Genomic DNA, 21,676 nt, shown 5'->3' with positions numbered 1-21,676 from the left:
GCGCAAACTGTGATTATTGCGCAACAATGCGCGCCAAATCTCGACCCTTCGAGGCAGCAGGGACCGAATCACTGGAATTATCCGACGAGAGCGCCTATCTGACGAGGGACTGGGGTTGGAGTCGCAGAATCATGGCGCGTACGCCGCGACATTTTTGGAAGGGAAGCATCGTCGTTCTGGCGGCGATGTCGCTCGCCCTGCCTCCGGCGCTCGCGGCGATGACCCGCGGCGACGCCGTTCGCGACCTGACGCTTTCCGAAACCTTGCTGGGCCAGTTCACCCCCGCTTCGGGCGACCCGCGCCTGATCGCGCGCTATGGCAAGGTATCCGAAGAAGCGCGCCGCAATTTCAGCTTCACCCCTGCGGTAACCGAAGAGGCGCGCAAGAATCGCGCGATCACCGTCGTTATCCGCAAGCGCGAGGATATGGCCTCGAGCGCCGCGCGCACCGCCGCGCTGGCGAAGGGCCGCACCGCCCCGGTCGCGATCGCACCGATCGCTTATGACCTTGGCGCGTCGGTGGGCTTCGAGAAATTCGTGACGCCGCAACTTCCGCGCGGCACCGACCTGCGCAACCTGCCCGTCGCCAAGGCGCCCGAGCAGGAAGAAAAGAAATCGCGCTTTGCGACGCGGATGATCAATCATCCCGGCGACCCGGCCGGCGCGACCGATCGCATCACCGCACCGGGCAATGCCCCGTCGGTCGACGTGATGAGCAGCTATCGCATCACCCGCAACATCGATGTCACCGCGGGCGTGCGATACAAAGCCGACGACCGGCTCGAACCGCTGACCGATTCGCGCAAGGACAGCCAGGCTGTTTACGTCGGGACTCAGTTCCGCTTCTGACGCCGGCGCCGTTTCGCCGCCGCTTCTTCCCCCCACGCATCGATCGCCGCCCAGCCAGGGCTGAGGCCGCTGCCCTTTGACGCCCGCCGCAGCGCGCGCGCGCGCCGGACGGTCATGCCGCCAAGCGCAACGGGATACCCCCCCGCCCGCCGCGCGAGGCGCAGCCATGCAGCGGTGGCGAGTGCCGGCGCGCCGGGGTGCGACCGCGTCGGATGCAGGGGCGAGACGAAGACAATCGGCGCGCCGAGCCGACGCGCGCGCCGGGCCTCGGCCGCATCGTGGACGGGCATGGCGAAGGGCAGGCCGAGCGCGCGCGCCTGGCCCGCACGGCGCCCGAGCGACTGGCGCAGATGCGCCCCGTCGGCGCCCCAGCGCCGGGCGATGTCGGGCGTGTCGGCGAGCAGCAGCACAAGGCCACGCGCTGCGGCGATCCGTGCGATCCGGCGGCACAGACGCCAGCGCGCCGCGGGCGCGAGGCGATCGTGGCGCAGCACAATGCCGCTGCCGGGCGGCAGCAGCGCCGCGAGCCGTTCGACCGGCGGCGGCGCGCGCTCGTCGCTGAAAAGCCAATGCCGCGGCACCGAGAGGGGGTGGAATCGATCCATCGCCCTTTCTATAGGCGCCAGCGGAGCGCGCGCAACGGACGCGCCGGACAGGAGGCGAGATGAGCGAAGCGGCAGAGCGGTTGGCCGAAGTCAGGGAAGCGATCGCCCGCGCGGCGAAGCGGGCGCAGCGGCGCGCCGACGACATCTGCCTGATCGCGGTGTCGAAAACCCACGATGCCGAAGCCATCAAGCCGCTGATCGCCGCCGGACAGCGGCATTTCGGCGAAAATCGCGTTCAGGAAGCGGCGGCGAAATGGCCCGAACTGCGCGAGGAAACGCCCGACATCGTCCTGCACCTGATCGGCCAGCTGCAATCGAACAAGGCCGACGACGCGGTCGTCCTGTTCGACGTCATCCATTCGGTCGATCGCTCGTCGCTGGTCAAGGCGCTGGCCCGGGCATGCGAAAAGGCGGGGCGGCAACCGCGCCTGTTCGTGCAGGTCAATGTCGGCGACGAGGAGCAGAAGGGCGGCTGTGCCGTCGCCGAGCTTCCCGCCCTGCTGGCCGAAGCGACGGATGCGGGACTGACGATCGAAGGATTGATGGCGATCCCGCCCGCCGACACCGAACCCGCCCCCTATTTCGCGCTGCTCGACGAACTGGCCGAGCGCCACGGCCTGCCGCTGCGTTCGATGGGAATGAGCGGCGATTTCGAGACCGCGGTGATGCTGGGCGCGACCCATGTCCGCGTCGGCACCGCGCTGTTCGGGGCGCGAAGCGGAGGCGGCCCCGCGCCTCGATAGCGGGACGCGCTCCTCATCATTTGCTAACCTCGCCGTGCGATCAGGGGCAATCAGGCGATGGCAATGCACAAGATGGCGGAGCGGGTAGAGGCAGGAACCGAGAAACGAGACGCCAGAGCGCGCCGCGCCGGCTGGTTTCTCGCCGCATGTTTCGTCGCGGCGCATGCCCTCATGATCGACTTCGTGCCGCAGCATGCGTGGACCTTGTCGATCCTCGCCATGACCGCTGCACCGCTGATAGCGGGCGGTGCCTGCCTCGTTCGGGCACGGCTGGGCGCCTATGCGGGGGCGTGGTGGGCGCTGACGCTGGCGATGCTGCTATGGGCCGGCGGGATGGCGGGAAATCTGATCGCCTCGATGCTCGATTATGGCGTGACCGGGACCGCGAGCCTGAGCATGCTGCTGTTCGTCCTCTATGGCGTGCCGATTATCTTTGCCACGGCGAGTACAAGGCGCGAAATATGGTCCGCGCGCCTCGTCGATGCCGCGCTCGCGCTGGCGCTTGGCTATCTCTTCTTCCGCCACAGTTTCGCCTTTGCGACGATGGAAGGTGCGAGCGACGAAGGCTTTCTCAACCTGCGGCTGATGTTCGACATCGAAAATCTGTTCATCGCCGTCTTTGCGGTGATACGCCTGATCGCCGCCACCAGCCCGGCTGAACGCGGATTTTTCCGCGCCCTGACCCTGTACGCCTTCGCCTATATGGTGATGGCGGCCTATTTCAATCATATGCAGGCCGATGCCGACTATGGCGCCTGGCCCGATCTGGTCGTGCCGCTGCCCTTCCTGTTGCTCGCCTGGATGGCGCTGCATGGCGGGACGGGAGGCGAGAGCCGCGTGCAGCGCGGCGACCTGTTCGAGCGCGTGGTGCGGAGCGGTGGGTCGCTGATGCTTCCCGCGACGCTGCTGGTGGTCGCGGCGACGCTTGTCGACCGGCATCCGGGACTTGCGATCGCAGGGTGCGGCGCAGCGATTCTCGGCTATGGGCTGCGCAGCATCATCGTCCAGCTTCACGGCCAGCATTTGCGCGACGAGTTGCAGACGATGCTGCTGATCGACGCGCTGACCGGGCTCGCCAACCGGCGCCAGTTCGATCGCAGCCTGGAGCGCGAGTGCGCGCGCACGCGGCGTACCGGCGAAGGCGTCGGACTGTTGATGATCGACGTCGATCATTTCAAGCTGCTCAACGATCATTTCGGCCATCCGGTGGGCGATCAGCGCCTTTGCGCCGTCGCACAGGCACTGGCGGACAACGCGATGCGCACGACCGACGTTGTGGCGCGCTATGGCGGGGAGGAATTCGCCGCGATCCTGCCCGCGACCGATCTGACCAGCGCGATCGCGATCGCCGAACGGATGCGGACCGCGGTTGCGAAGCTGGGGCTTCCCTCGCCGGCGCCGGGCGGGTGCGTCACCGTCAGCATCGGAATCGCGCATATCGACCATATCGGCGATCAGGGCGACGAGGCCGCGCTGATAGCCGCCGCCGACGCGGCGCTCTATGACGCGAAGCAAGCGGGGCGCAACCGGTCGCAGCTCTATGTCGCGAGTTAAAGCCAGCCGATCCGCTTGAAGCGCCAGTAAAGCAGCGCGCAGACGCCGGCCATCAGACCGAGCGCCAGCGGGTAGCCCAGGCGCCAGCCGAGTTCGGGCATGAAGCGGAAATTCATGCCATAGATCCCCGCGATCGCCGTCGGCACCGCCAGGATCGCCGCCCAGGCCGCGAGCTGGCGCGTGATCATGCCCTGGCGTTGCTGTTCGAGCAGGCCGTTGGTTTCGACCACCCCGGCGGCAATGTCCCGCAGCCCCGACAGGCGGAATTCGGCGCGCTGCACATGGTCCCAGATGTCGCGGAAGAACGGCCGCACCGGATCGTCGATGCACGGCAACGGCGTCGTCGCGAGTTTGTAGGTGACATCCTTCATCAGCCCGACGAGCCGCTGAAACCGGATGATTTCGTGCCGCTGGGCGTAAAGGTGGCGGATCGCTCCGGCATCGAGCGGCGTGTCCATCACGCTGTCCTCGACCACCAGCATCTTGTCCTCGATCGCGTCGATCACCGGGAAATAGCCGTCGACGATGAAGTCGAGGATCGCGTGGAGCACATAATCCGGCCCGTGGCCGAGCAGCGCGGGGCTCGCCTCCAGCCGGGCGCGCACGTCGGCATGGCCGCGCGCCGAGCCGTGGCGGACCGATACGACGAAATGACGCCCGACGAAAAAGGCGGTCTCGCCCGGCTGGATCGTGTCGCCGTCGAGATTGGCGGTGCGCGCGATCACGAACAGCTGGTCGCCATAGACCTCGGCCTTGGGAAGCTGGTTCGCTTTCAGCGCGTCCTCGACCGCGAGCGGGTGAAGGCCGAAGCGCTGCGCGACGCGCTCCAGTTCCCCCTCGGTGGGTTCGTAGAGGCCGAGCCAGAAAAATTCGCCGGCGCCGCAGTCGGCGGGAATCGCTTCGTCGGGGCCGAGGTCGCGGACGAGCTTTCCCTGGTCGTAGAGGCGGGCGGCCATGATCGGCATCGGCGGCATCCTGTTGGTTTTGCGCGAGCATAGGCGCGCGCGATACGCCGCGCTAGAGCGTCATCCGATAGACGAGGAAACCCGAGCGTTCGGCAATCGCGTCATAAAGGCGGCGCGCGGTGTGATTGGTTTCGTGCGTCTGCCAATAGACGCGCGCCGCGCCGGCGAGGCGCGCCTCCTCTGCCACCCGCGCAATCAGGGTCGACGCGATGCCGCGGCCGCGCGCACTTTCGGCGGTAAACAGGTCCTGCAGATAACAGACGTCGGCGATCGAGGTCGTGCTGCGGTGATAGAGATAATGGACGAGTCCGACGAGTTCGTCGCCGGACTCCGCGACGAGCGCGTGCACCGGCTGGTCGGGATCGAAAAAGCGCACCCATGTCGCCGATGTGACGTCGGATGGGAGCGCGGTGGTACCGCTCCGGCCATAAAACTCGTTATAGCCCTGCCACAGCGGCAGCCAGCGATCGAAATCGCCCTGCACCGGCGGTCGGATATGGAGTGCGTCGATCATCGCCGAGCGCTACGCGCTCGCGCGTCGCCTGTCGACGACCGATCAGGCCGCAAAGGCGCGCTGAAGGTCGAGCCCGCTGGGCTGCTGGAAGGGGCGCAGGCCGAATTCGGGCAGGATCGCGAGCATATGGTCGAAAAGATCCGACTGAATATCCTCATAGGCGGTCCAAGCGGTGGTGCTCGTGAAGCAATAGATTTCGATCGGCAGGCCCTGGGGAGTCGGGTCGAGCTGGCGCACCATCAACGTCATGCCTTGCGCGACCTGCGCATGCGCGCGCAGATATTCGACCATATAGGCGCGGAAGGTCCCGATATTGGTCACATTCCGCTCGTTGATCGGATCGCGCCCCGCCTTTTCGAGCGCCGCATTCCATTCGCCGAGTTCTTCCTGCTTGCGGCCGAGATAGGCGTCGAGAAGCTGGAAGCGGCGCAGTTTCTGCTTTTCTTCGGCGGTGAGGAAGCGAACGCCGTTCTGGTCGAGAAACAGCGAACGCTTGATCCGCCGTCCGCCCGATTCGGACATGCCGCGCCAGTTCTTGAAACTTTCCGAGATCAGCCGGTGGGTCGGGATGGTGCTGATGGTCTTGTCCCAATTCTGCACCTTGATCGTGTGGAGCGCGATGTCGATCACGTCGCCATCGGCGCCGAGGGCGGGCATTTCGATCCAGTCGCCGACGCGGATCATGTCGTTCGAGGTGAGCTGGACCGAGGCGACGAGCGATAGGATCGTGTCCTTGAACACCAGCAACAGCACCGCCGCCATCGCACCCAGCCCCGAAAGCAGCAGCAGCGGCGACTGGTCCATCAGCGCCGCAACGATCAGGATCGCCGCGCCCGCATAGAGGACGATCTTCAACAGCTGGATATAACCCTTGATCGGGCGGCTCGCCGCGTCGGGGCGATGCTCGTAGATTTCGTTGCCGAGACCGAGCGCCTTGCTGATCGCCATCGCCACGAACAGGATGATCGACGCCGCGACGACATTGCTGACCAGCGTGACGACCGCCGGCGGCAGATTGGGAACAAGGACGATCCCCGACGAGATGATCAGCGCCGGCACGATATTGGCGAGCCGCGACGCGACCGGCAGCGGAGTCAGGTCGTCGTGCGGCAGCCAGCGCGTGACGATGCGCAGCACGATATGCTTGACGATGAAATTGGCGATCCACGACGCCGTGCCGAGCAGCGCGAGCCCGAGCAAGGTTTCGGCCCACGGCGGCAAATGGCCGAGAAAGGGAATCGCATCGGCGAGATCGAGGCTTTGGGTCGTGATCTGGCGCATGGCGGCGTTCCCGCGCGCGGCGCGGGCCTGTCTCCTCTTGGCTATCGGCAACGGGCGCTAGGTGGCAACGGGCGCCCCCGATGTCAAATTGCCGCTATGGTTCGGAGCGCCCCTGCCCCTCGCGATCGCCCGTATAATGCCGCGAAAGCGGGAAGGGCGGCAACCAGCCTTCCCGGCGGACGGTCCAGCTTTCATAGGTGGGGATAAATCGATCGGGGGCATCGAGCGCGCCGAGATTCACCTCGACCTCGTCATCGCTGCGCCCGAACAGCGACGAGCCGCAGCGCGGGCAGAAATGCCGTCCCTGATAGGAATGCGTTTCGCCCGTGATCGTCACCGCATCCGCGGGGAAGATCGCCGAGGCGTGAAAGAGCGCGCCATGATGCTTGCGGCAGTCGAGGCAATGGCAGAGCCCGACACGATAGGGTGTCCCCCGCGCCTCGAACCGCACGTCGCGGCATTGGCAACCGCCGCCGTATCTCTGCATGTCCGGTTCCTTTCGGTGCTGCCGACATCGAACAAGGGTGGATTCATGCGCCCCATTGTGCCGCGAAGCGGCGGGCGTGCCAATGACCGATACAGGCGCGCGCGTGGCGCCGCGCCTATTGATATTCGACGGTTACCGGAATCCGGCCGCGATAATCCCCGTCGTCGTGCCCATCGACCCGAAGCCGTCCGCCGAAGCGGAAACGTAGCCGGCCGTCGGGGCCGAGCCGGGGGACTCCTGCAAGATCGGTAACGAGCCCTGTCACCCTGGCACGTCCGCCGCTGCCGCTTTCGAGGTCGACCGTAGCCGGCAGGAAGACGCGCAATTCGGCGCCTGGCGCCCCGCGGACCGTGACCACCCCGCTGACCGCATAGCCGCCCAGATCGACGACCTGCCCGCTGAGGCGCCGCGCGCCGGTCGCCGGGTCGAGCGCCACTTCGCCCCCCATCGCACCGACCGCCATGCGGCTGAAATCGAGTTGCGTCTCGATTTCGACATGCAGCGGGGTTTCGCGTTCGCTCGCTCGGGCGGCGGTGATGCCATCGCCATCCGTCGCGCACAACAGGCATTGCGCCCCGGCGCCCGAAGGCGCCGCAGCGGCCAGGAACAGGGCAAGAGGCAGCCGCAGGGTCACGCTTTCATCCTAGCCCCTGCATGGTTAATCGCGCGTAAAGCGGACAGGGGCGAAGAAGGGGCGCCCCCTTGCGATGCACCGGCGCGGTGACGATATTGCAGGCACGAACGGCCGCGCATCAGCCCGGCCCCGGCAAGGAGACCACCGCCATGACCGACCCCAAGAGCGATGCGGCCCTCGACCCGATGGCCTTTCACGTGCTGCGCGAAGGCGGGACCGAGCGCGCGTTCACCGGCAAATATACCGATCACAAGGGCGACGGCATGTACCGCTGCGCCGGATGCGGCGCGCCCCTGTTCGACAGCCGGACCAAATATGACAGCGGTTCGGGCTGGCCCAGCTATACCGCGCCCGCGAGCGGCGCTGCGGTCAGCGAGTATCGCGATGCGAGTCACGGGATGATCCGCACCGAAGTGCGCTGCGCGAAATGCGAAGGCCACCTTGGCCATGTCTTTCCCGATGGCCCCGGCCCGGAGGGGCTGCGCTATTGCATCAACAGCGCGGCGCTTGACTTCGCCGAGCGCGGACGGGAAGAGGCGGACACGAACGAAGGCTGATCCTCGGCCTTTCGGGGGCCGACCAGCACCGGGGCAGAGCGAGAGAAGGAATTTGGGCTTTGCCCCGTAAGCAGGCATCTTCGGGTAAATCGTCATCGGGCAAAAAGGGCGGGAGCGAACCATCGCGCGTGCGGTTGTGGCTGCGCCGCCTGCTCCGCTGGGGGCTCGGGCTCGCACTGACCGGCGCGGTCGCGCTCGCGGTCGCGGTCGGCATTGCGGTACAGCGCATCCCGAGCTTCGAGGCGCTCAAGAAATCACCAGCGGGCCAGACGATCCGCATCCACGCCGCCGACGGCACGATCTTCCTGTCGCTCGGCCCCAATTACGGACGCTGGCTGACGCTGCGCGAGACGCCGGAGGTCATGCAGGATGCGATGATCGCGGTCGAGGACCGGCGCTTTCGCTATCACCCCGGCGTCGATCCGGTGGGCATGACGCGCGCGGCGATCTTTGCGGTCGAACATTATGGCACCGGGCGGCGCATGCAGGGCGCGTCGACGATCACCCAGCAGCTCGCGCGCAACGTCTTTCTGTCGAACAGCTATACCTGGTCGCGCAAGCTGCGCGAGGCGGTGCTGGCGCTCGCGCTCGAATGGAAATTTTCGAAGGACGAGATCCTCGAGCTTTACCTGAACAAGGTCTATTTCGGCGGCGGCAGCTATGGCATCGACGCGGCTTCGCGCCGCTTCTTCGGGCATAGCGCGACCGACATGTCGCTGTCCGAAGCGGCGGTCGTCGCGGGGCTGGTCAAGGCCCCGTCGCGCTATTCGCCGACCGCCGACGCGCAGGCGGCGCTCGGCCGCGCCGGGGTGGTGTTGAACACGATGGTCGACGCGGGGTTCATCACCCGGTCGCAGGCCGACAGCGCCAAGCCCGCCGACGTCGAGCTTGCCTCCGAAACCGGACAGAACAGCGCGCGCTATTTCACCGACTGGGCGCTGCCGCAGCTCGACATGCTGATCGACGAAGGCAACGAACCACTCGACGTCTATACGACGATCGACCTCGGCATGCAGCGCGCCGCGACCGCGGCGATCCAGGCCGACGTTCCGGGCGGCGCGCAAGGCGCGCTGGTCGCGCTCGACCGCAACGGCGCGGTGCGCGCGATGGTCGGCGGCACCGATTATGTCGCGTCCAACTATAACCGCGCGACGCAGGCCGTCCGGCAGCCGGGGTCGGCGTGGAAATTGTTCGTCTATATGGCGGCGCTGGAGGCAGGGTATAAGGTCGACGATCAGGTGGTCGACGAGCCGGTGACGATCAACGGCTGGAGCCCGCGCAACTCGTCCGGTCGTTTTGCCGGCGCGATGAGCCTGCGCACCGCCTTTGCCTATTCGGTGAACACGATCGCCGCGAAGCTGGGCGACGACATCGGCTTTTCGTCGGTCGCGAACATGGCGCGGCGCTTTGGCATCACCACCCCGATCAACACCCACCCGTCGATGGTGCTCGGCAGCGCCGAGGTGCGCGTGATCGACATGACCGCCGCCTTTGCCGCAGTCGCGCGCAAGGGCGTGTCGGTACACCCCTATGGGATCACCAAGGTCACGACCGCCGACGGCCGCCTGCTCTATCAGCACGAGGCCGACCGCGGGCAGGTTCTGGTCGACAATTGGGTCGCGGCGGGCATCACCGACCTGCTCCAGACTGCCGTGAACACCGGCACCGGACGCGCCGCGCAGATCGGCCGCCCCGTCGCGGGCAAGACCGGCACGACGTCGAGCAACAAGGACGGGTGGTTCCTGGGCTTTTCGAGCGGAATCACCACCGGCGTGTGGATGGGCCGCGACGATGCGAAGCCGGTCGGGGGCCTGTACGGCGGCCATGCCCCGGCGCGCGCCTTTGCCGATTTCATGCGGGTCGCCGTCGCGCGGCGGCCGGTCGAGCATTTCGATACCGAGGTCGTGTTGCCCGAATGGCAGCTCGAAGAGGACGACGACGCCTATTATGGCGCGCCCGAAGACGGCGGCCTCGTCGACGAGAACGGCATGCCGATCGAATTGCCGAGCGCCCAGCCCGCCCCCGAAGGCGGCGACGTCGCGCCGCCTCCCCCCGTCGAGGACGGGCCGGTGCTCAACCAGCAGTGGATCGAGGAACAGACCGGACGACGCGCACCGCAGCCCGACGCGGCGCCGCCGCGCGGGACCGCACCGCAAATCCGCGTCCCCCTGCCGTCTGCGCCGCCGAAGAACGGCGCCCCGTCGGCGCCCAGAGCGGTACCGCCACGCGATCCCGCCGTGCCGCCGGGTGGTTGAGCCGACGGCCTAGCCGAATCGATAGCGGTGCAGTCCGCGCCCTTCGCGGCGCAGCCACGCCCGCGCCGCGCCGACATCGCCGTCGTGCAGTTCGTCGACGAGAGCATGGAAGGCCGGGCCATGATCCATGTGCCGCAGGTGGGCGACTTCGTGCGCGACGGTTGCGCGGCGGACATGGTCGGGAGCCAAGATCAGCCGCCAGCTATAGCGCAAGTCGCCCGTCGCGGTGCAACTTCCCCAGCGGCTGCGCGGGTCGCCGACGCCGACACGCCCGACCGCGAGCCCCGCGCGCGCGGCGATCTCGCGGCTTTCGCACGCCATCAGCGCGAGCGCTTCGGCCTTCAGCCACCGCTCTATACGGCGCCCGACGGTGTCGGCCGGCCCCCCGAGCAGCAACATATCGCCTTCGGCGCGCACCGCGCGCGGACGCGCCGGGTTCCAGTCGATGCGATGGACGAGCCCGCGCAGCGGCAGCTCGCTCCCCGCCCCGACGAGCACCGGCAGCACGGCCTTGTCCAGTTGCGCGGCGAGCCAATCCTGCTGCGCGGCCGCCCATTTGAGCGCCTTTGCACTGTTACCGCGCCGCGGCAGCGTCAGCCTGAGTTCCGACCGCGCGGCGTCGAAGACCAGGCGATACCGCCGCGCGCGTGCATGGTGCACCAGTCGCACGGGCCAGGCATCGTCACCGATCCAGATCTGCGGCGGATCGGCCGCGCGGTCAGACGATGCGCCGAACAAGATGGTTCTCGAGCGGGCCGGCAATATCCTCGCCGACCGTCCAGCCGACGATCGATTCGCCGGCCCGGTGGACGGCATCGCGATCGCCGCAGACCAGATAATGCCAGTCGGGCAGCGGCCGCCCCTCGGCCCGCAGGCGATAGGCGCAACTTTGCGGCAACCATTCGATATCGGCGACCTTCGCCTTCGTCAGCGTCAGGCAATCCGGGACGTGGCGGCGGCGGTGCCGATAATCGCCGCATCGCGCGGTCGAGAGGTCGAGCAGGCGGCACGCGACGTTGGTCGGATAGATCCGGCCCGTATCTTCATCCTCCAGCTTGTGCAGGCAGCATTTGCCGCAGCCGTCGCACAGCGCCTCCCACTCGCCGGCATCGAGGCTGTCGAGCGGGGCTTCCCAAAAGGGGCGCGTCCCTATTTCACCCATTTCGCAAGCTCGGCCGCGACCTTGTCGGGCGCACCTTCGTCGACGTCGGTCGACGGATCGTCGAGCGGCAGCATCGCCATCGGCTTGCCGTCCGGATCCATCAGAAAGGCGATCTGGGTATGGGCCATCAGATAGCGGTCGGGCGCGGAGCCCTCGACCTTGTTATACACCACCGCATATTCCTTCGCGACCGCCGCGATCTGTTCGGGCGTCCCGGTCAGGCCGAGCAGGCGCGGATGATAGCGGCCGACGAAAGGCTTCAGCGCGTCGGGCGTGTCGCGCGCGGGGTCGATGCTGATGAAGAGCGGCTGGACCTTTGCGCCCAGTTTCGGCGACGCCTTTTCGAACAGCGACAGGCCGCGCATCAGCTTTTGCAGGTCGACCGGACAGATATCGGGACAGAAGCTGTAACCGAAATAGACGATGCGATATTGCCCCGCGAAGTCGCTATCGCGGACCGTGCGGCCGTTCTGGTCGGTGAGGGTAAACGGACCGCCGATGCGCGCGCCCGCGAGCGGGGGTTCGCCCCCGCCCGACGGCGCCGTGCCGCCGCACGCCGCCAAGGCCAGCGCCGCGGCGAGGACAAGACTTGAACGAACGGCCTTCGGGCCCATAATCAGCCTATTCATCATTGGTCCAGCCTTGATCGGCTAGACTGCGAAAATCAACCTTTGTCGTCGCAGCCGCGACGCATCTGTCCCGGGGGTTCGCCATCATGTTTCGCCGCGCCGAGTTTCGACTCGCTTCCCTGTCCGCCGCGCTGGTAGCGGCCGCGCTGATCGCGACGCCAGTCGCCGCGCAGTTCAGCGACAGCTACAGCTTCCTGCAGGCGGTCGAAAAGCGCGACGGCGACGAGGCGACCAAGCTGATCGACAAGAATGATTCAAGCCTGGTCAACACGCGCAATCCCGATACCGGCGAAACCGCGCTGATGATCGTCGCCAAGCGCCGCGACACGACCTGGCTGCGCTTCCTCCTCGGCAAGGATGCCGACCCCTCGATCGCCGACCGGCAGGGCATGACCCCGCTGATGCACGCCTCCATGCTCGGCTTTACCGATGGCGCCGCCGAATTGATCGATCATGGCGCCCCGGTCGACCAGACGAACCGGCGCGGCGAGACCGCCCTGATCCTGGCGGTGCAGGTCAACAATCCAGCGGTGGTGCGCCTGCTCGTGCGGAGCGGCGCCAACCCCGACAAGGCCGACCATATCGCCGGCCTGTCGGCGCGCGACTATGCCAAGCGCAACGATCGCTCCGGCCGGCTATCGGCGCTGCTCGACGAGAAAGCCGATGCACCGCTGCGCGACGCGGGGGCGGTTTTTGGACCCAAATGATATTGTAATGTGATGTCGCCATTGACACTCACACTATAGTGTGAATATTGGCGGCATGTCTACACAGCTCATCGATCGAATCCGCGCCATCGTCGACGACGGCGCGATGTCGCGCTCGGGCCTTGCCCGTGCCGCCGGCCTCCACGCCAACAGCCTGCGCGATCTCGATTCGCCGGGTTGGAACCCGACCGCCGAAACGCTCCGCAAGCTCGAACATTGGCTCGCACATGGCAGCGACATTTCGCCGATGGCCAGCCCCGAGGAAATTATCGCCGAAGCCCGCAACGGCCGCATGTTCATCCTCGTCGACGACGAGGACCGCGAGAATGAAGGCGATCTGATCATCCCGGCGCAGATGGCGACCCCCGATGCGATCAACTTCATGGCGACGCACGGCCGGGGCCTGATCTGCCTGACGCTGACGCGTCCGCGAGTCGAGCAATTGGGCCTCGAGCTGATGAGCCGCAACAATGGCACGCGTCACGGCACCGCCTTCACCACCTCGATCGAAGCCCGCGAAGGCGTCGATACCGGCATTTCCGCCGCGGACCGCGCCCGGACGGTCTCGGTCGCGATCGACGCCTCGAAGGGCCGCGACGATATCGTGACGCCCGGCCATGTCTTTCCGCTGATCGCGGTCGATGGCGGCGTCCTGGTCCGGGCGGGCCACACCGAAGCCGCGGTCGACATCGCGCGGCTGGCCGGCCTCAACCCCTCGGGCGTGATTTGCGAAGTGATGAACGACGACGGGACGATGGCGCGCCTCGACGACCTCATTCCCTTCGCCCGCCGCCACGGGATGAAGATCGGAACGATCGCCGACCTGATCGCCTATCGCCACCGCAACGACCGGCTGGTCGAATGCGTGTCCGACGAGCCCTTCGAATCCGATTATGGCGGCGACTGGCGACTGAAATCCTATCGCAACACGATCGACGGCAGCGTCAATCTGGTGCTTCAGAAGGGCACCGTCGATGCCGACGGCGTGACGCTGGTACGAATGCACCCGGTATCGCTGTTCAACGATCTGATGGGCCGCCCCGGCCCGAAAAAGCGCCGTTTGCAACGCTCGATGGAAGCGATCGGCGAAGCCGGCGCGGGGGTCATCGTGCTGTTGATGCGCCCGCTTCCCGGCTCGGCCGATGCCGATACGATCGCGCCGCCCACCGACGGCATGGACCTGCGCACCTATGGTATCGGGGCGCAGATTCTGGCCGACCTTGGGGTGCATGCGATGGAACTGCTGACGCCGACGCACAGCAACCTCGTCGGACTCGAAGGCTATGGCCTGTCGATCGTGGGCGAACGCGCTATTCCGGGAGAGGGCTGATGGCACATATACTGATCGTCGAAGCACGGTTCTACGGCGACCTCAACGACATGCTACTCGACGGCGTGCGCAGCGCGCTCGAAGCCGACGGGCATAGCCACGAGACGGTGACCGTGCCCGGCGCGCTGGAAGTTCCCGCCGCGATCGCGCTGGGCCACGAGACTGGGCGCTTTGACGCCTATGTCGCGCTCGGCATCGTCATACGCGGCGAAACCTATCATTTCGAGGTCGTGTCGAACGAGAGCGCGCGCGGCATCATGGCGCTGACGCTCGACGGGCTCGCGATCGGCAACGGCATTTTGACCGTCGAGAATGAGGAACAGGCGCTTGCGCGCGCCGACAAGACGCGCAAGGATAAGGGCGGCGAGGCGGCGAAGGCCGCGCTCGCGATGCTGGCCCTGAAGGAACAGTTCGGCGTTGCTTGACCGACCACCGCCCAGCCGATTTTCCGTCGTCGAACGCGGCGGCCGGCTGGTGGTGATCGACCGGACAAGTGGCCGCACGCCGCCGAGCGCGGCGGAGCGCATGGCGGATTACGACCGGCGGATGGGCCAAGAGGCGGTCCGCCCCGACATGCCCGAGCCGGCGTCCGAGACGCTGGTCGTCCCGGCCCCGCCGCCAAAGACGGTCGCGGCGCCCCCGGCATCGGTGCGCGCGGCGAAACGCGATGCCGACGCCGCGAAGCGGCGGATCGCCGGGACTATAGCCGCACGGGGCCAGAAGCCCTGGGGCGACGAGCCGCGCCGGCGCGATCGCGAATCGCAACCGTCCCCCGCGCGCATCCCGGATCGCGCGCCCGCCACCCCGGGCCGCAAGACGATCAAAACTGCCAGATGGTGGGACGCCAAGGGCCCGCGCACGATCCAGCTCGGCCCCAGTGGCCAGGCCGAATTCAGCGGCGGGTTCATCGCCCTGTTCTTCATGATCGTCGCGATCGCGATCGTGACCGCCTTCGTCGCGCTGCCGCTGGTCTTCGTGCTTGGCTTCGTCGTGCTTCGCTTTGCCGACAAGATCATCGCGCCGATCGGCGCCAGCCTGATCGACAAGGCGCTCGCGACGCGCGAATAGCTCTGAGGTCGTTAGCGTCAGGACGCTAAGCGGCAATCCCGAGCTCGCGTAGACTGCTCAGGATTGCGTCGCTGCGGCCGGTCCCGGATCGAACGATATGAAAATGGGCTCCCGCCTTCGCGGGAGCCCACAAGGGTCGGCGAACGACGTCGCGGGTCAGGCGGCTTCGAGCGCCGGATAGTCGATATAGCCCTCGGGGCCCGGCGAATACCAGGTCTGCGGATTGTCGGCGGCCCATTCGGCGCCGGTCCGAATACGCTCGACAAGGTCGGGATTGCCGATGAACGGCCGTCCGAAGCTGATCGCGTCGGCAAGCCCGCTCGCCAGATCGGCTTCGGCCCTGGCGACGTCATAATCGCTGTTGAGGATCAACGGCCCCTTGAACGCGGTGCGGATCGAGGGGGACTGCTTTGGCACGTCGGTGCGCCCGAACGTGCCGTCGGGGCCAGGTTCGCGCAGCTCGAGGAAGGCGATGCCGAGCTTGTCGAGCGCCGCCGCCGCGGCCGGGAACAGCTTTTCGGGCGCGCTGTCGTCGACCCCCTGCGTCTCGCCGTTGGGGGACAGGCGCACGCCGACGCGGTCGGCGCCCCAAATGCCGATCAACGCTTCGGTCACTTCGCGGAGCAGGCGGATGCGATTCTCGACCGGGCCGCCATAATCGTCGTCGCGCAAATTGGTGCCGTCGCGCAGGAACTGGTCGATCAGATAGCCGTTCGCGCCGTGAAGCTGCACCCCGTCGAAGCCGGCGCGCTTCGCATTCTCGGCCGCCTTCGCATAATCGGCGATCACGCGCGGAATTTCATCGAGGCGCAGCGGCCGCGCTTCCTCGAGGTCGAGGCGGCCGACCGGCGTGTGCGCGCGGCCCTCGCCCTTCGTCGCCGAGGCCGACACCGGCGGCTTGCCGTCGTTGAACACCGAATGGACCAGCCGGCCCATGTGCCAGAGCTGCGCGACGATCCGCCCGCCTGCTTCGTGAACCGCGTCGGTCACCGGCTTCCAGCCTTCGACCTGCGCCTCGCTCCATAGCCCCGGTGCCGACGGCCAGCCCAGGCCTTCCTGCGAAATGCCGGTCGCTTCCGAAATGATCAGCCCGGCGGCGGCGCGCTGGCGATAATATTGGGTGGCGAGCTCGTTCGGCACGAAGCCCGGTCCCGCACGACCACGCGTGAGCGGCGCCATGACGATGCGGTTCGGCGCCTCGATGGCGCCCAGCATGATCGGATCGAAAAGCGTTGCGGTCATAAATCCTCCGGCTTGTTCCAATTTTGTCGCGACGGTCCGGCGGGCCGCCGCTATGGGCCGACCGAGCTATGGACGCCCGCGAGACGAAACAATAGCCGGTAGCAAAAGAAAATCTAAATGACCGCCAAGACCGACAGCATCGACACCAGCGCGGCGCCGCCGCCGCGCGGCGGCGCGTTCGCCTTCGCCGGGCTTCTCGGCGGCAACATCTGCCTGTCGCTCGGCGCGATGCTCGTGCGACTCGTCGACACCGGGCCGGTCGCGGCCGCCTTCTGGCGCCTCTCGCTCGCCCTGCCGGTGATCGCACTGCTCGGCTGGCGCGAGGCCGGCGGACGACTGCCATCGCGTCGCGCCGTCCTGGTCGCCGCGGGGGCGGGGGCGTTCTTCGCGCTCGATCTCGCCGCCTGGCACCTTGGCATCATACGGACCAAGGTGGCCAATGCGACGCTGTTCGGCAATTGCGCGAGTCTCTTGCTCGTGGTCTGGGGCATCGCCCTTGCCCGCCAGCTGCCGCGCGGTTGGCAGGCGCTGGCGATCCTGCTCGCCTTTGCCGGCGCCGGGCTTCTCATGGGCCAGAGCTATGAATTGTCGCCCGCTTATCTGGCCGGCGACCTGCTCTGCCTGCTCGGCGGCGCGCTCTACACCGGCTATGTGCTGTTGATGCAACGGGTGCGCGGGGAACTGGGGTCGTGGTCGGCGCTTGCGATTTCGGTCCCTGCGGGAATCCCGATCCTGCTTGCCACGGCGCTCCTGCTCGGCGAGCGGATCTGGCCGCAGGACTGGACCGTCGTCGTTGTCCTCGCGCTGACCAGTCAGATCATGGGGCAGGGGCTGCTGATCTGGGCGTTGCCGCGCTTCTCGTCGCTCGTCGTCGGGCTGACCCTGCTCGTCCAGCCGGCGTTTGCCGCGCTCGCGGGCTGGCTGATGTTCGACGAGCGACTGGGGCCGGTCGACATCATGGGCGGCATGCTGGTCGGCGCGGCGCTGGTGCTGATTCGGTTGCCGTCGCGCCGTCCGCGGCCTATCTGACACGCATGGCCTCGATCCTGCCCGCCGACCCGACCCTCGACGAGATTCGCGCCGCGCTCGCGCCGCTGATCGCCGAAAATGCCGCTTTCGACGGGTTCAGCGACGCGGCGCTGGTCGATGCGGCGCAGCGTGTCGGGGTCGATCCCGATGTCGCCCGCCTCGCCTTTCCCGACGCTGCACGCGGCATGGTCGACGCCTGGTTCGCCGATGTCGACGCCGCAATGGAAGGGCGCTGGCCCGCCGAAAAGCTCGCGACACTGAAGATCCGCGAGCGCATCACGACGCTCGTGGAAGCGCGGCTCGACCTACTCGCGCCGAATCGCGAATCGCTGCGCCGCGCGCTCGCGCTGCTCGCACTGCCGACCAACATACCGTTCGCCGCAAAGCTCGGCTGGCGCAGCGCCGATGCGATGTGGCGCCTCGCGGGCGACACCGCGACCGATTATAATCATTACAGCAAGCGCGCGATCCTCGGTGCGGTCTATGCCTCGACGATGGCGGTATTCCTGAACGACGAGAGCGAAGGCTTTGCCGACACGCGGGCCTTCCTCGCGCGGCGCATCGACGCGGTGATGCGCTTCGAAGGCTGGAAGCATCGCCGCGCCGCCCGCCGCAGCGAACGCCCGAGCCTGGCGCGTTTCGTCGGCCGCCTGCGCTATCCGGGGCGCTGATCGGGTCGAGGGACCCGTACGCGACGATGGAAAACTAGGGCTGGCGTTTGCTCGCTGTTATTGATAATCGCTCGCAAATGATCGCGAAGCTTGATTCCGCGCCGCTCGGGACGACCGTGCGCATCGCCCGCATCGACTGGCAGCTCCTGTCGCATGACGAGGGCCGCCGCCTGCGCGAATTCGGCCTGATGGAAGGCGTCGAGGTGACCCCGCTCCACCGCGGCAGCCTGTTTTCACGCGAGCCGCTCGCGCTCGCCATCGGGCGCATGCAGGTGATCATCCGCGGCAAGCAGGCCGCCGCGATCGAGGTGGAAGCGATCGCGGCCGCAGCATGACCAGCGCCATTCCCACGATCGCGCTTGCCGGCAATCCCAACGCCGGGAAATCGAGCCTGTTCAATGCGCTGACCGGCGCACGGCAGAAGATCGCCAACTATCCCGGCGTCACGGTGGAGCGCAAGGCGGGTCACGCGAGCTTCGCCGACGGGCGGCCGCTGGCGCTGATCGACCTGCCCGGCAGCTACAGCCTGACCCCGTCGAGCCCCGACGAGGCGGTGACCCGCGACGTCGTGCTGGGGCGACAGGAAGGGCAGACGCGTCCCGACGCGCTGATCGTCGTGGTGGACGCCGCCAACCTGGACAATCACCTGTGCTTCGCACTGGAATTGATCGCGCTCGGGCTGCCGACGGTGGTCGCGCTCAACATGGTCGACCTGGCCGAACGCGACGGGCTGGTGCTCGATCCCGACCGGCTGGCCGAAGAGCTTGGCGTTCCGGTCGTCGCCACCGTCGCGGTGCGACGGCGCGGCCTCGACGCGGTGCTGGCGGCGGTCGACCGCGAGATACTGACCCACCAGCTCGAAACCCATACCCACGCTGCGCCGCCGCCCACCGACGTCGCGCTGCACCAGCGCGCGCGGGCGATCGCGCGCGCCGCCACGCTGTCCGAAACCCCGGTGCGCCGCTGGACCCAGCGCGTCGACGCCCTGTTCCTGCATCCGGTCGCGGGTTTCCTGATCCTGCTCGCGCTGATGTTCGTGATGTTCCAGGCGGTCTATGCCTGGGCGGCGCCGCCCGCCGATGCGCTGGAGGCCGGAATCGGCGTGCTCCAGCAATGGGTCGTCGGCGCGATGCCCGACACTGTCCTGCGCGGCCTGATCGTCGAGGGGCTGCTCGCCGGCGTCGGCGCAGTCGTCGTCTTCCTGCCACAGATCCTGATCCTCTTCCTCTTCATCCTGCTGCTCGAAGCCTCTGGCTATATGACGCGCGCCGCTTTCCTGATGGACGGGCTGATGGCGAAGGTCGGCCTGTCGGGGCGCGGCTTCATTCCGCTCCTGTCGAGCTTTGCCTGCGCGGTGCCGGGGATCATGGCGACGCGCGCGATTCCCGACGCCAAGGACCGGCTGACGACGATATTGATCGCGCCGCTGATGACCTGTTCGGCGCGGTTGCCCGTCTATGCGCTGATCATCGCCGCCTTCATCCCCGATCGCGCGGTCGGCGGATCGCCCGTCGGCTTGCAGGGACTCGTCCTGTTCGGCCTCTATGTGTCGGGAATCGTCGGCGCACTGATCGTCGCCTTCGTCCTGCGGCGCACGCTCGCGCGCGGCAATTCGGCGAGCTTCATGATGGAGATGCCGCGGTATCAGATGCCGCGGCTGCGCGACATCGCGATCGGATTGTGGCAGCGCGCGTGGATCTTCCTGCGCCGCGCGGGGACGATCATCGCGATGACTACGGTGATCCTGTGGCTGCTGCTCAGCTTTCCCAAGGCGCCGGCGGACAGCGCCATGCGCCAGGTCGATTACAGCATCGCGGGCCGGATCGCGAGCGGGCTCGAGGTCGTCGTGAAGCCGATCGGCTTCAACCACGACATCGCGCTCGCGCTGATCCCCGCGATGGCGGCGCGCGAGGTCGCGGTGTCGGCGCTCGCGACCGCGAATGCGATCGACGCCGGCGACGACGAGGAGGCGATGTCGCAGTCGCTGAGCGAGCGGCTGCAAGGACGCTGGAGCATCGCGACCGCGCTCGCCTTCCTCGCCTGGTTCGTCTTCGCCCCGCAATGCATTTCGACGATCGCGATCACCCGGCGCGAAACAAACGGGTGGAAATGGCCAATGTTCATGGTTGGCTATCTGTTCCTGCTCGCCTATGCCGCTGCTGGTATCACCTACTGGACAGCCGTCGCCTTTGGCCTAGGCTGATCCTCCACATCTTCTAGCGGAGCGGAGCGGCAATGGCTGGCAGCGTCAACAAGGTTATTCTGATCGGCAATCTGGGCGCCGATCCCGAAATCAAGTCGTTCCAGAACGGCGGCCGCATCGCCAATATCCGCATCGCGACCTCCGAACAGTGGAAGGACCGCATGACCGGCGAGCGCAAGGAGCGCACCGAATGGCATAATGTCGTGATCAACGGCGACGGGCTGGTCGGCGTCGTCGAGCGCTATCTGAAAAAGGGCTCCAAGGTTTATATCGAGGGGTCGCTGCGCACCCGTAAATGGCAGGATCGCGACGGCAACGACCGCTACACGACCGAAGTCGTCATCGCGGGCATGGGCGGCAATCTGACCATGCTCGACGGCGCGCCGGGCGGCGGCGGTGGCGGCTCGCGTGGCGGCGACAGCTGGAACCAGGGCGGCGGATCGTCGGGCGGCTGGGATCAGGGCGGCGGTTCGGGCGGAAGCTCGGGCGGCGGCTGGAACCAGGGCGGCGGCGGAAGCGGCGGTGGCGGCCGGCCGCCGTTCGACGACGATCTGGACGACGACGTCCCCTTCTGAGGATATGAGAGTCCGATGGCATGGGCATGGCGAGCGACCTGCTGACCGCCGCGGACGTCGCGCGCGGCGTGTGCCGCCTGTTCGCGCAAGCCGGCCTCGTCGCCATCCCCGAGGTGACGTTGCCCAACGGGCGGCGCACCGACCTGACCGCGATCGACGCCAAAGGGCGGATCACGATCGTCGAGATCAAGGTCAGCCGCGCCGACCTGCACGGCGACGGCAAATGGCCCGACTATTGCGACTGGTGCGACCATTTCTATTGGGCGCTCGCGGCGGGACTCGACCCCGCGATCCTCGAAACGCCCGATTATCGCCCCGAAACCTCGGGCCTGATCGTCGCCGACCGCTATGGCGCGGCAGTGGTGCGCGAAGCGGCGCGCTGCGACCTCGCCCCCGCGCGCCGCAAGGCCGAGTTGCTGCGGATCGGCCGCCTCGCGATGCGCCGGTCGATGATCGCCGCCGACCCCGATTTGGCGGCGGGATGGGGCGAGGGCATCTGAATATCCCACGCAAAGGCGCAAAGGCGCGAAGAAGAGCCGCTGCGTCGAGGTTTCGATTATCTCACACAAAGACACAAAGAGGGCGGCTCGTCCGGACGCCTTGCGCAGGACTCGCAC

At 67.4% G+C, this 21,676-nt stretch carries 25 protein-coding genes; 15 read left to right on the top strand and 10 right to left on the bottom strand.

Features of this window, described 5'->3' with window-relative positions; genetic code table 11:
• Positions 1-131: 131 nt before the first annotated feature.
• Positions 132-848 (top strand): hypothetical protein, encoded by a 717-nt coding sequence (locus tag AC58D2_RS08540; protein WP_497389246.1) that lies wholly within the window; start codon positions 132-134, stop codon positions 846-848.
• Here the strand turns inward: AC58D2_RS08540 and AC58D2_RS08535 are convergent.
• Entirely contained in the window at positions 833-1,453 is a 621-nt protein-coding gene (locus AC58D2_RS08535; protein WP_497389244.1) for a thiamine phosphate synthase, read from the bottom strand. The two genes, AC58D2_RS08540 and AC58D2_RS08535, sit on opposite strands and share 16 nt — an antisense overlap.
• Positions 1,454-1,512: 59 nt before the next feature.
• On the opposite strand from AC58D2_RS08535, the gene AC58D2_RS08530 reads away from it, so the two are divergent.
• Positions 1,513-2,196 (top strand): YggS family pyridoxal phosphate-dependent enzyme, encoded by a 684-nt coding sequence (locus AC58D2_RS08530; protein ID WP_497389242.1) that lies wholly within the window; start codon positions 1,513-1,515, stop codon positions 2,194-2,196.
• Positions 2,197-2,253: 57 nt separating this feature from the next.
• Positions 2,254-3,750, top strand: a complete 1,497-nt coding sequence (locus AC58D2_RS08525; RefSeq protein ID WP_497389240.1) for a GGDEF domain-containing protein — start codon at positions 2,254-2,256, stop codon at positions 3,748-3,750.
• Here AC58D2_RS08525 and AC58D2_RS08520 read toward each other — a convergent pair.
• From AC58D2_RS08520 to AC58D2_RS08500, 5 genes are all read right to left on the bottom strand, one after another.
• Positions 3,747-4,715 (bottom strand): magnesium and cobalt transport protein CorA, encoded by a 969-nt coding sequence (locus AC58D2_RS08520; protein WP_497389238.1) that lies wholly within the window; start codon positions 4,713-4,715, stop codon positions 3,747-3,749. The genes AC58D2_RS08525 and AC58D2_RS08520 overlap by 4 nt on opposite strands.
• A gap of 52 nt (positions 4,716-4,767) precedes the next feature.
• Positions 4,768-5,229, bottom strand: coding sequence for a GNAT family N-acetyltransferase (locus AC58D2_RS08515; RefSeq protein WP_497389236.1), 462 nt, complete (start codon positions 5,227-5,229; stop codon positions 4,768-4,770).
• A 42-nt stretch (positions 5,230-5,271) separates the two neighbouring features.
• Complete coding sequence (locus AC58D2_RS08510) at positions 5,272-6,510, bottom strand: mechanosensitive ion channel family protein (protein WP_497389234.1); 1,239 nt, start codon at positions 6,508-6,510, stop codon at positions 5,272-5,274.
• 94 nt (positions 6,511-6,604) lie between these two features.
• The gene (locus AC58D2_RS08505) at positions 6,605-6,997 is read right to left on the bottom strand and encodes a GFA family protein (protein WP_497389232.1); all 393 of its coding nucleotides are present in this window, start codon (positions 6,995-6,997) and stop codon (positions 6,605-6,607) included.
• A gap of 115 nt (positions 6,998-7,112) precedes the next feature.
• Positions 7,113-7,631, bottom strand: coding sequence for a DUF4402 domain-containing protein (locus tag AC58D2_RS08500; RefSeq protein WP_497389230.1), 519 nt, complete (start codon positions 7,629-7,631; stop codon positions 7,113-7,115).
• A gap of 149 nt (positions 7,632-7,780) precedes the next feature.
• Here AC58D2_RS08500 and msrB point away from each other — a divergent pair, with 149 nt between their 5' ends.
• The gene (msrB, locus tag AC58D2_RS08495) at positions 7,781-8,188 is read left to right on the top strand and encodes a peptide-methionine (R)-S-oxide reductase MsrB (RefSeq protein WP_497389228.1); all 408 of its coding nucleotides are present in this window, start codon (positions 7,781-7,783) and stop codon (positions 8,186-8,188) included.
• Positions 8,189-8,247: 59 nt separating this feature from the next.
• A complete protein-coding gene (locus AC58D2_RS08490; protein WP_497389226.1) occupies positions 8,248-10,443 on the top strand; it encodes a transglycosylase domain-containing protein in 2,196 nt (731 codons plus the stop codon).
• A 9-nt stretch (positions 10,444-10,452) separates the two neighbouring features.
• Here the strand turns inward: AC58D2_RS08490 and AC58D2_RS08485 are convergent, their stop codons facing one another.
• From AC58D2_RS08485 to AC58D2_RS08475, 3 genes are read right to left on the bottom strand one after another with little or no spacing between them, the layout of a single operon-like run.
• Positions 10,453-11,181: a M48 family metallopeptidase gene (locus AC58D2_RS08485; RefSeq protein WP_497389224.1), complete on the bottom strand. Its 729-nt coding sequence runs from the start codon at positions 11,179-11,181 to the stop codon at positions 10,453-10,455.
• Entirely contained in the window at positions 11,162-11,605 is a 444-nt protein-coding gene (locus tag AC58D2_RS08480; RefSeq protein WP_497389222.1) for a YcgN family cysteine cluster protein, read from the bottom strand. The genes AC58D2_RS08485 and AC58D2_RS08480 overlap by 20 nt, the downstream gene beginning before the upstream one ends.
• Positions 11,593-12,237: an SCO family protein gene (locus tag AC58D2_RS08475; protein WP_497389220.1), complete on the bottom strand. Its 645-nt coding sequence runs from the start codon at positions 12,235-12,237 to the stop codon at positions 11,593-11,595. Before AC58D2_RS08475 ends, AC58D2_RS08480 begins: the two co-directional genes overlap by 13 nt.
• A gap of 83 nt (positions 12,238-12,320) precedes the next feature.
• Here AC58D2_RS08475 and AC58D2_RS08470 point away from each other — a divergent pair, with 83 nt between their 5' ends.
• From AC58D2_RS08470 to AC58D2_RS08455, 4 genes are read left to right on the top strand one after another with little or no spacing between them, the layout of a single operon-like run.
• The gene (locus AC58D2_RS08470) at positions 12,321-12,941 is read left to right on the top strand and encodes an ankyrin repeat domain-containing protein (RefSeq protein ID WP_497389218.1); all 621 of its coding nucleotides are present in this window, start codon (positions 12,321-12,323) and stop codon (positions 12,939-12,941) included.
• Positions 12,942-12,996: 55 nt separating this feature from the next.
• On the top strand, positions 12,997-14,271 hold the full coding sequence (ribB, locus tag AC58D2_RS08465) for a 3,4-dihydroxy-2-butanone-4-phosphate synthase (RefSeq protein ID WP_497389216.1): 1,275 nt from the start codon (positions 12,997-12,999) through the stop codon (positions 14,269-14,271).
• Entirely contained in the window at positions 14,271-14,696 is a 426-nt protein-coding gene (gene ribH / locus AC58D2_RS08460; protein WP_497389214.1) for a 6,7-dimethyl-8-ribityllumazine synthase, read from the top strand. The genes ribB and ribH overlap by 1 nt, the downstream gene beginning before the upstream one ends.
• Entirely contained in the window at positions 14,689-15,339 is a 651-nt protein-coding gene (locus AC58D2_RS08455) for a hypothetical protein (RefSeq protein WP_497389212.1), read from the top strand. Before ribH ends, AC58D2_RS08455 begins: the two co-directional genes overlap by 8 nt.
• 156 nt (positions 15,340-15,495) lie before the next feature.
• Here AC58D2_RS08455 and AC58D2_RS08450 read toward each other — a convergent pair whose 3' ends face one another.
• Positions 15,496-16,581 (bottom strand): alkene reductase, encoded by a 1,086-nt coding sequence (locus AC58D2_RS08450; RefSeq protein ID WP_497389210.1) that lies wholly within the window; start codon positions 16,579-16,581, stop codon positions 15,496-15,498.
• Between the two features lie 117 nt (positions 16,582-16,698).
• Here AC58D2_RS08450 and AC58D2_RS08445 point away from each other — a divergent pair, with 117 nt between their 5' ends.
• The 6 genes from AC58D2_RS08445 to AC58D2_RS08420 all read left to right on the top strand — a co-directional run bounded on the left by AC58D2_RS08445 (position 16,699) and on the right by AC58D2_RS08420 (position 21,559).
• Positions 16,699-17,610, top strand: a complete 912-nt coding sequence (locus tag AC58D2_RS08445; RefSeq protein WP_497389208.1) for a DMT family transporter — start codon at positions 16,699-16,701, stop codon at positions 17,608-17,610.
• A gap of 5 nt (positions 17,611-17,615) precedes the next feature.
• A complete protein-coding gene (locus tag AC58D2_RS08440; RefSeq protein ID WP_497389206.1) occupies positions 17,616-18,281 on the top strand; it encodes a COQ9 family protein in 666 nt (221 codons plus the stop codon).
• 77 nt (positions 18,282-18,358) lie between these two features.
• Complete coding sequence (locus AC58D2_RS08435) at positions 18,359-18,616, top strand: FeoA family protein (RefSeq protein ID WP_497389204.1); 258 nt, start codon at positions 18,359-18,361, stop codon at positions 18,614-18,616.
• Entirely contained in the window at positions 18,613-20,484 is a 1,872-nt protein-coding gene (feoB, locus tag AC58D2_RS08430; RefSeq protein ID WP_497389202.1) for a ferrous iron transporter B, read from the top strand. The genes AC58D2_RS08435 and feoB overlap by 4 nt, the downstream gene beginning before the upstream one ends.
• Positions 20,485-20,516: 32 nt before the next feature.
• Positions 20,517-21,059, top strand: a complete 543-nt coding sequence (gene ssb / locus AC58D2_RS08425; protein ID WP_497389200.1) for a single-stranded DNA-binding protein — start codon at positions 20,517-20,519, stop codon at positions 21,057-21,059.
• 26 nt (positions 21,060-21,085) lie between these two features.
• A complete protein-coding gene (locus tag AC58D2_RS08420; protein ID WP_497389198.1) occupies positions 21,086-21,559 on the top strand; it encodes an MmcB family DNA repair protein in 474 nt (157 codons plus the stop codon).
• The last annotated feature ends 117 nt before the right edge of the window (positions 21,560-21,676 follow it).

Source organism: Sphingopyxis sp. CR5, from assembly GCF_059693785.1.
This window is presented reverse-complemented; position numbering and strand designations above follow the sequence as displayed.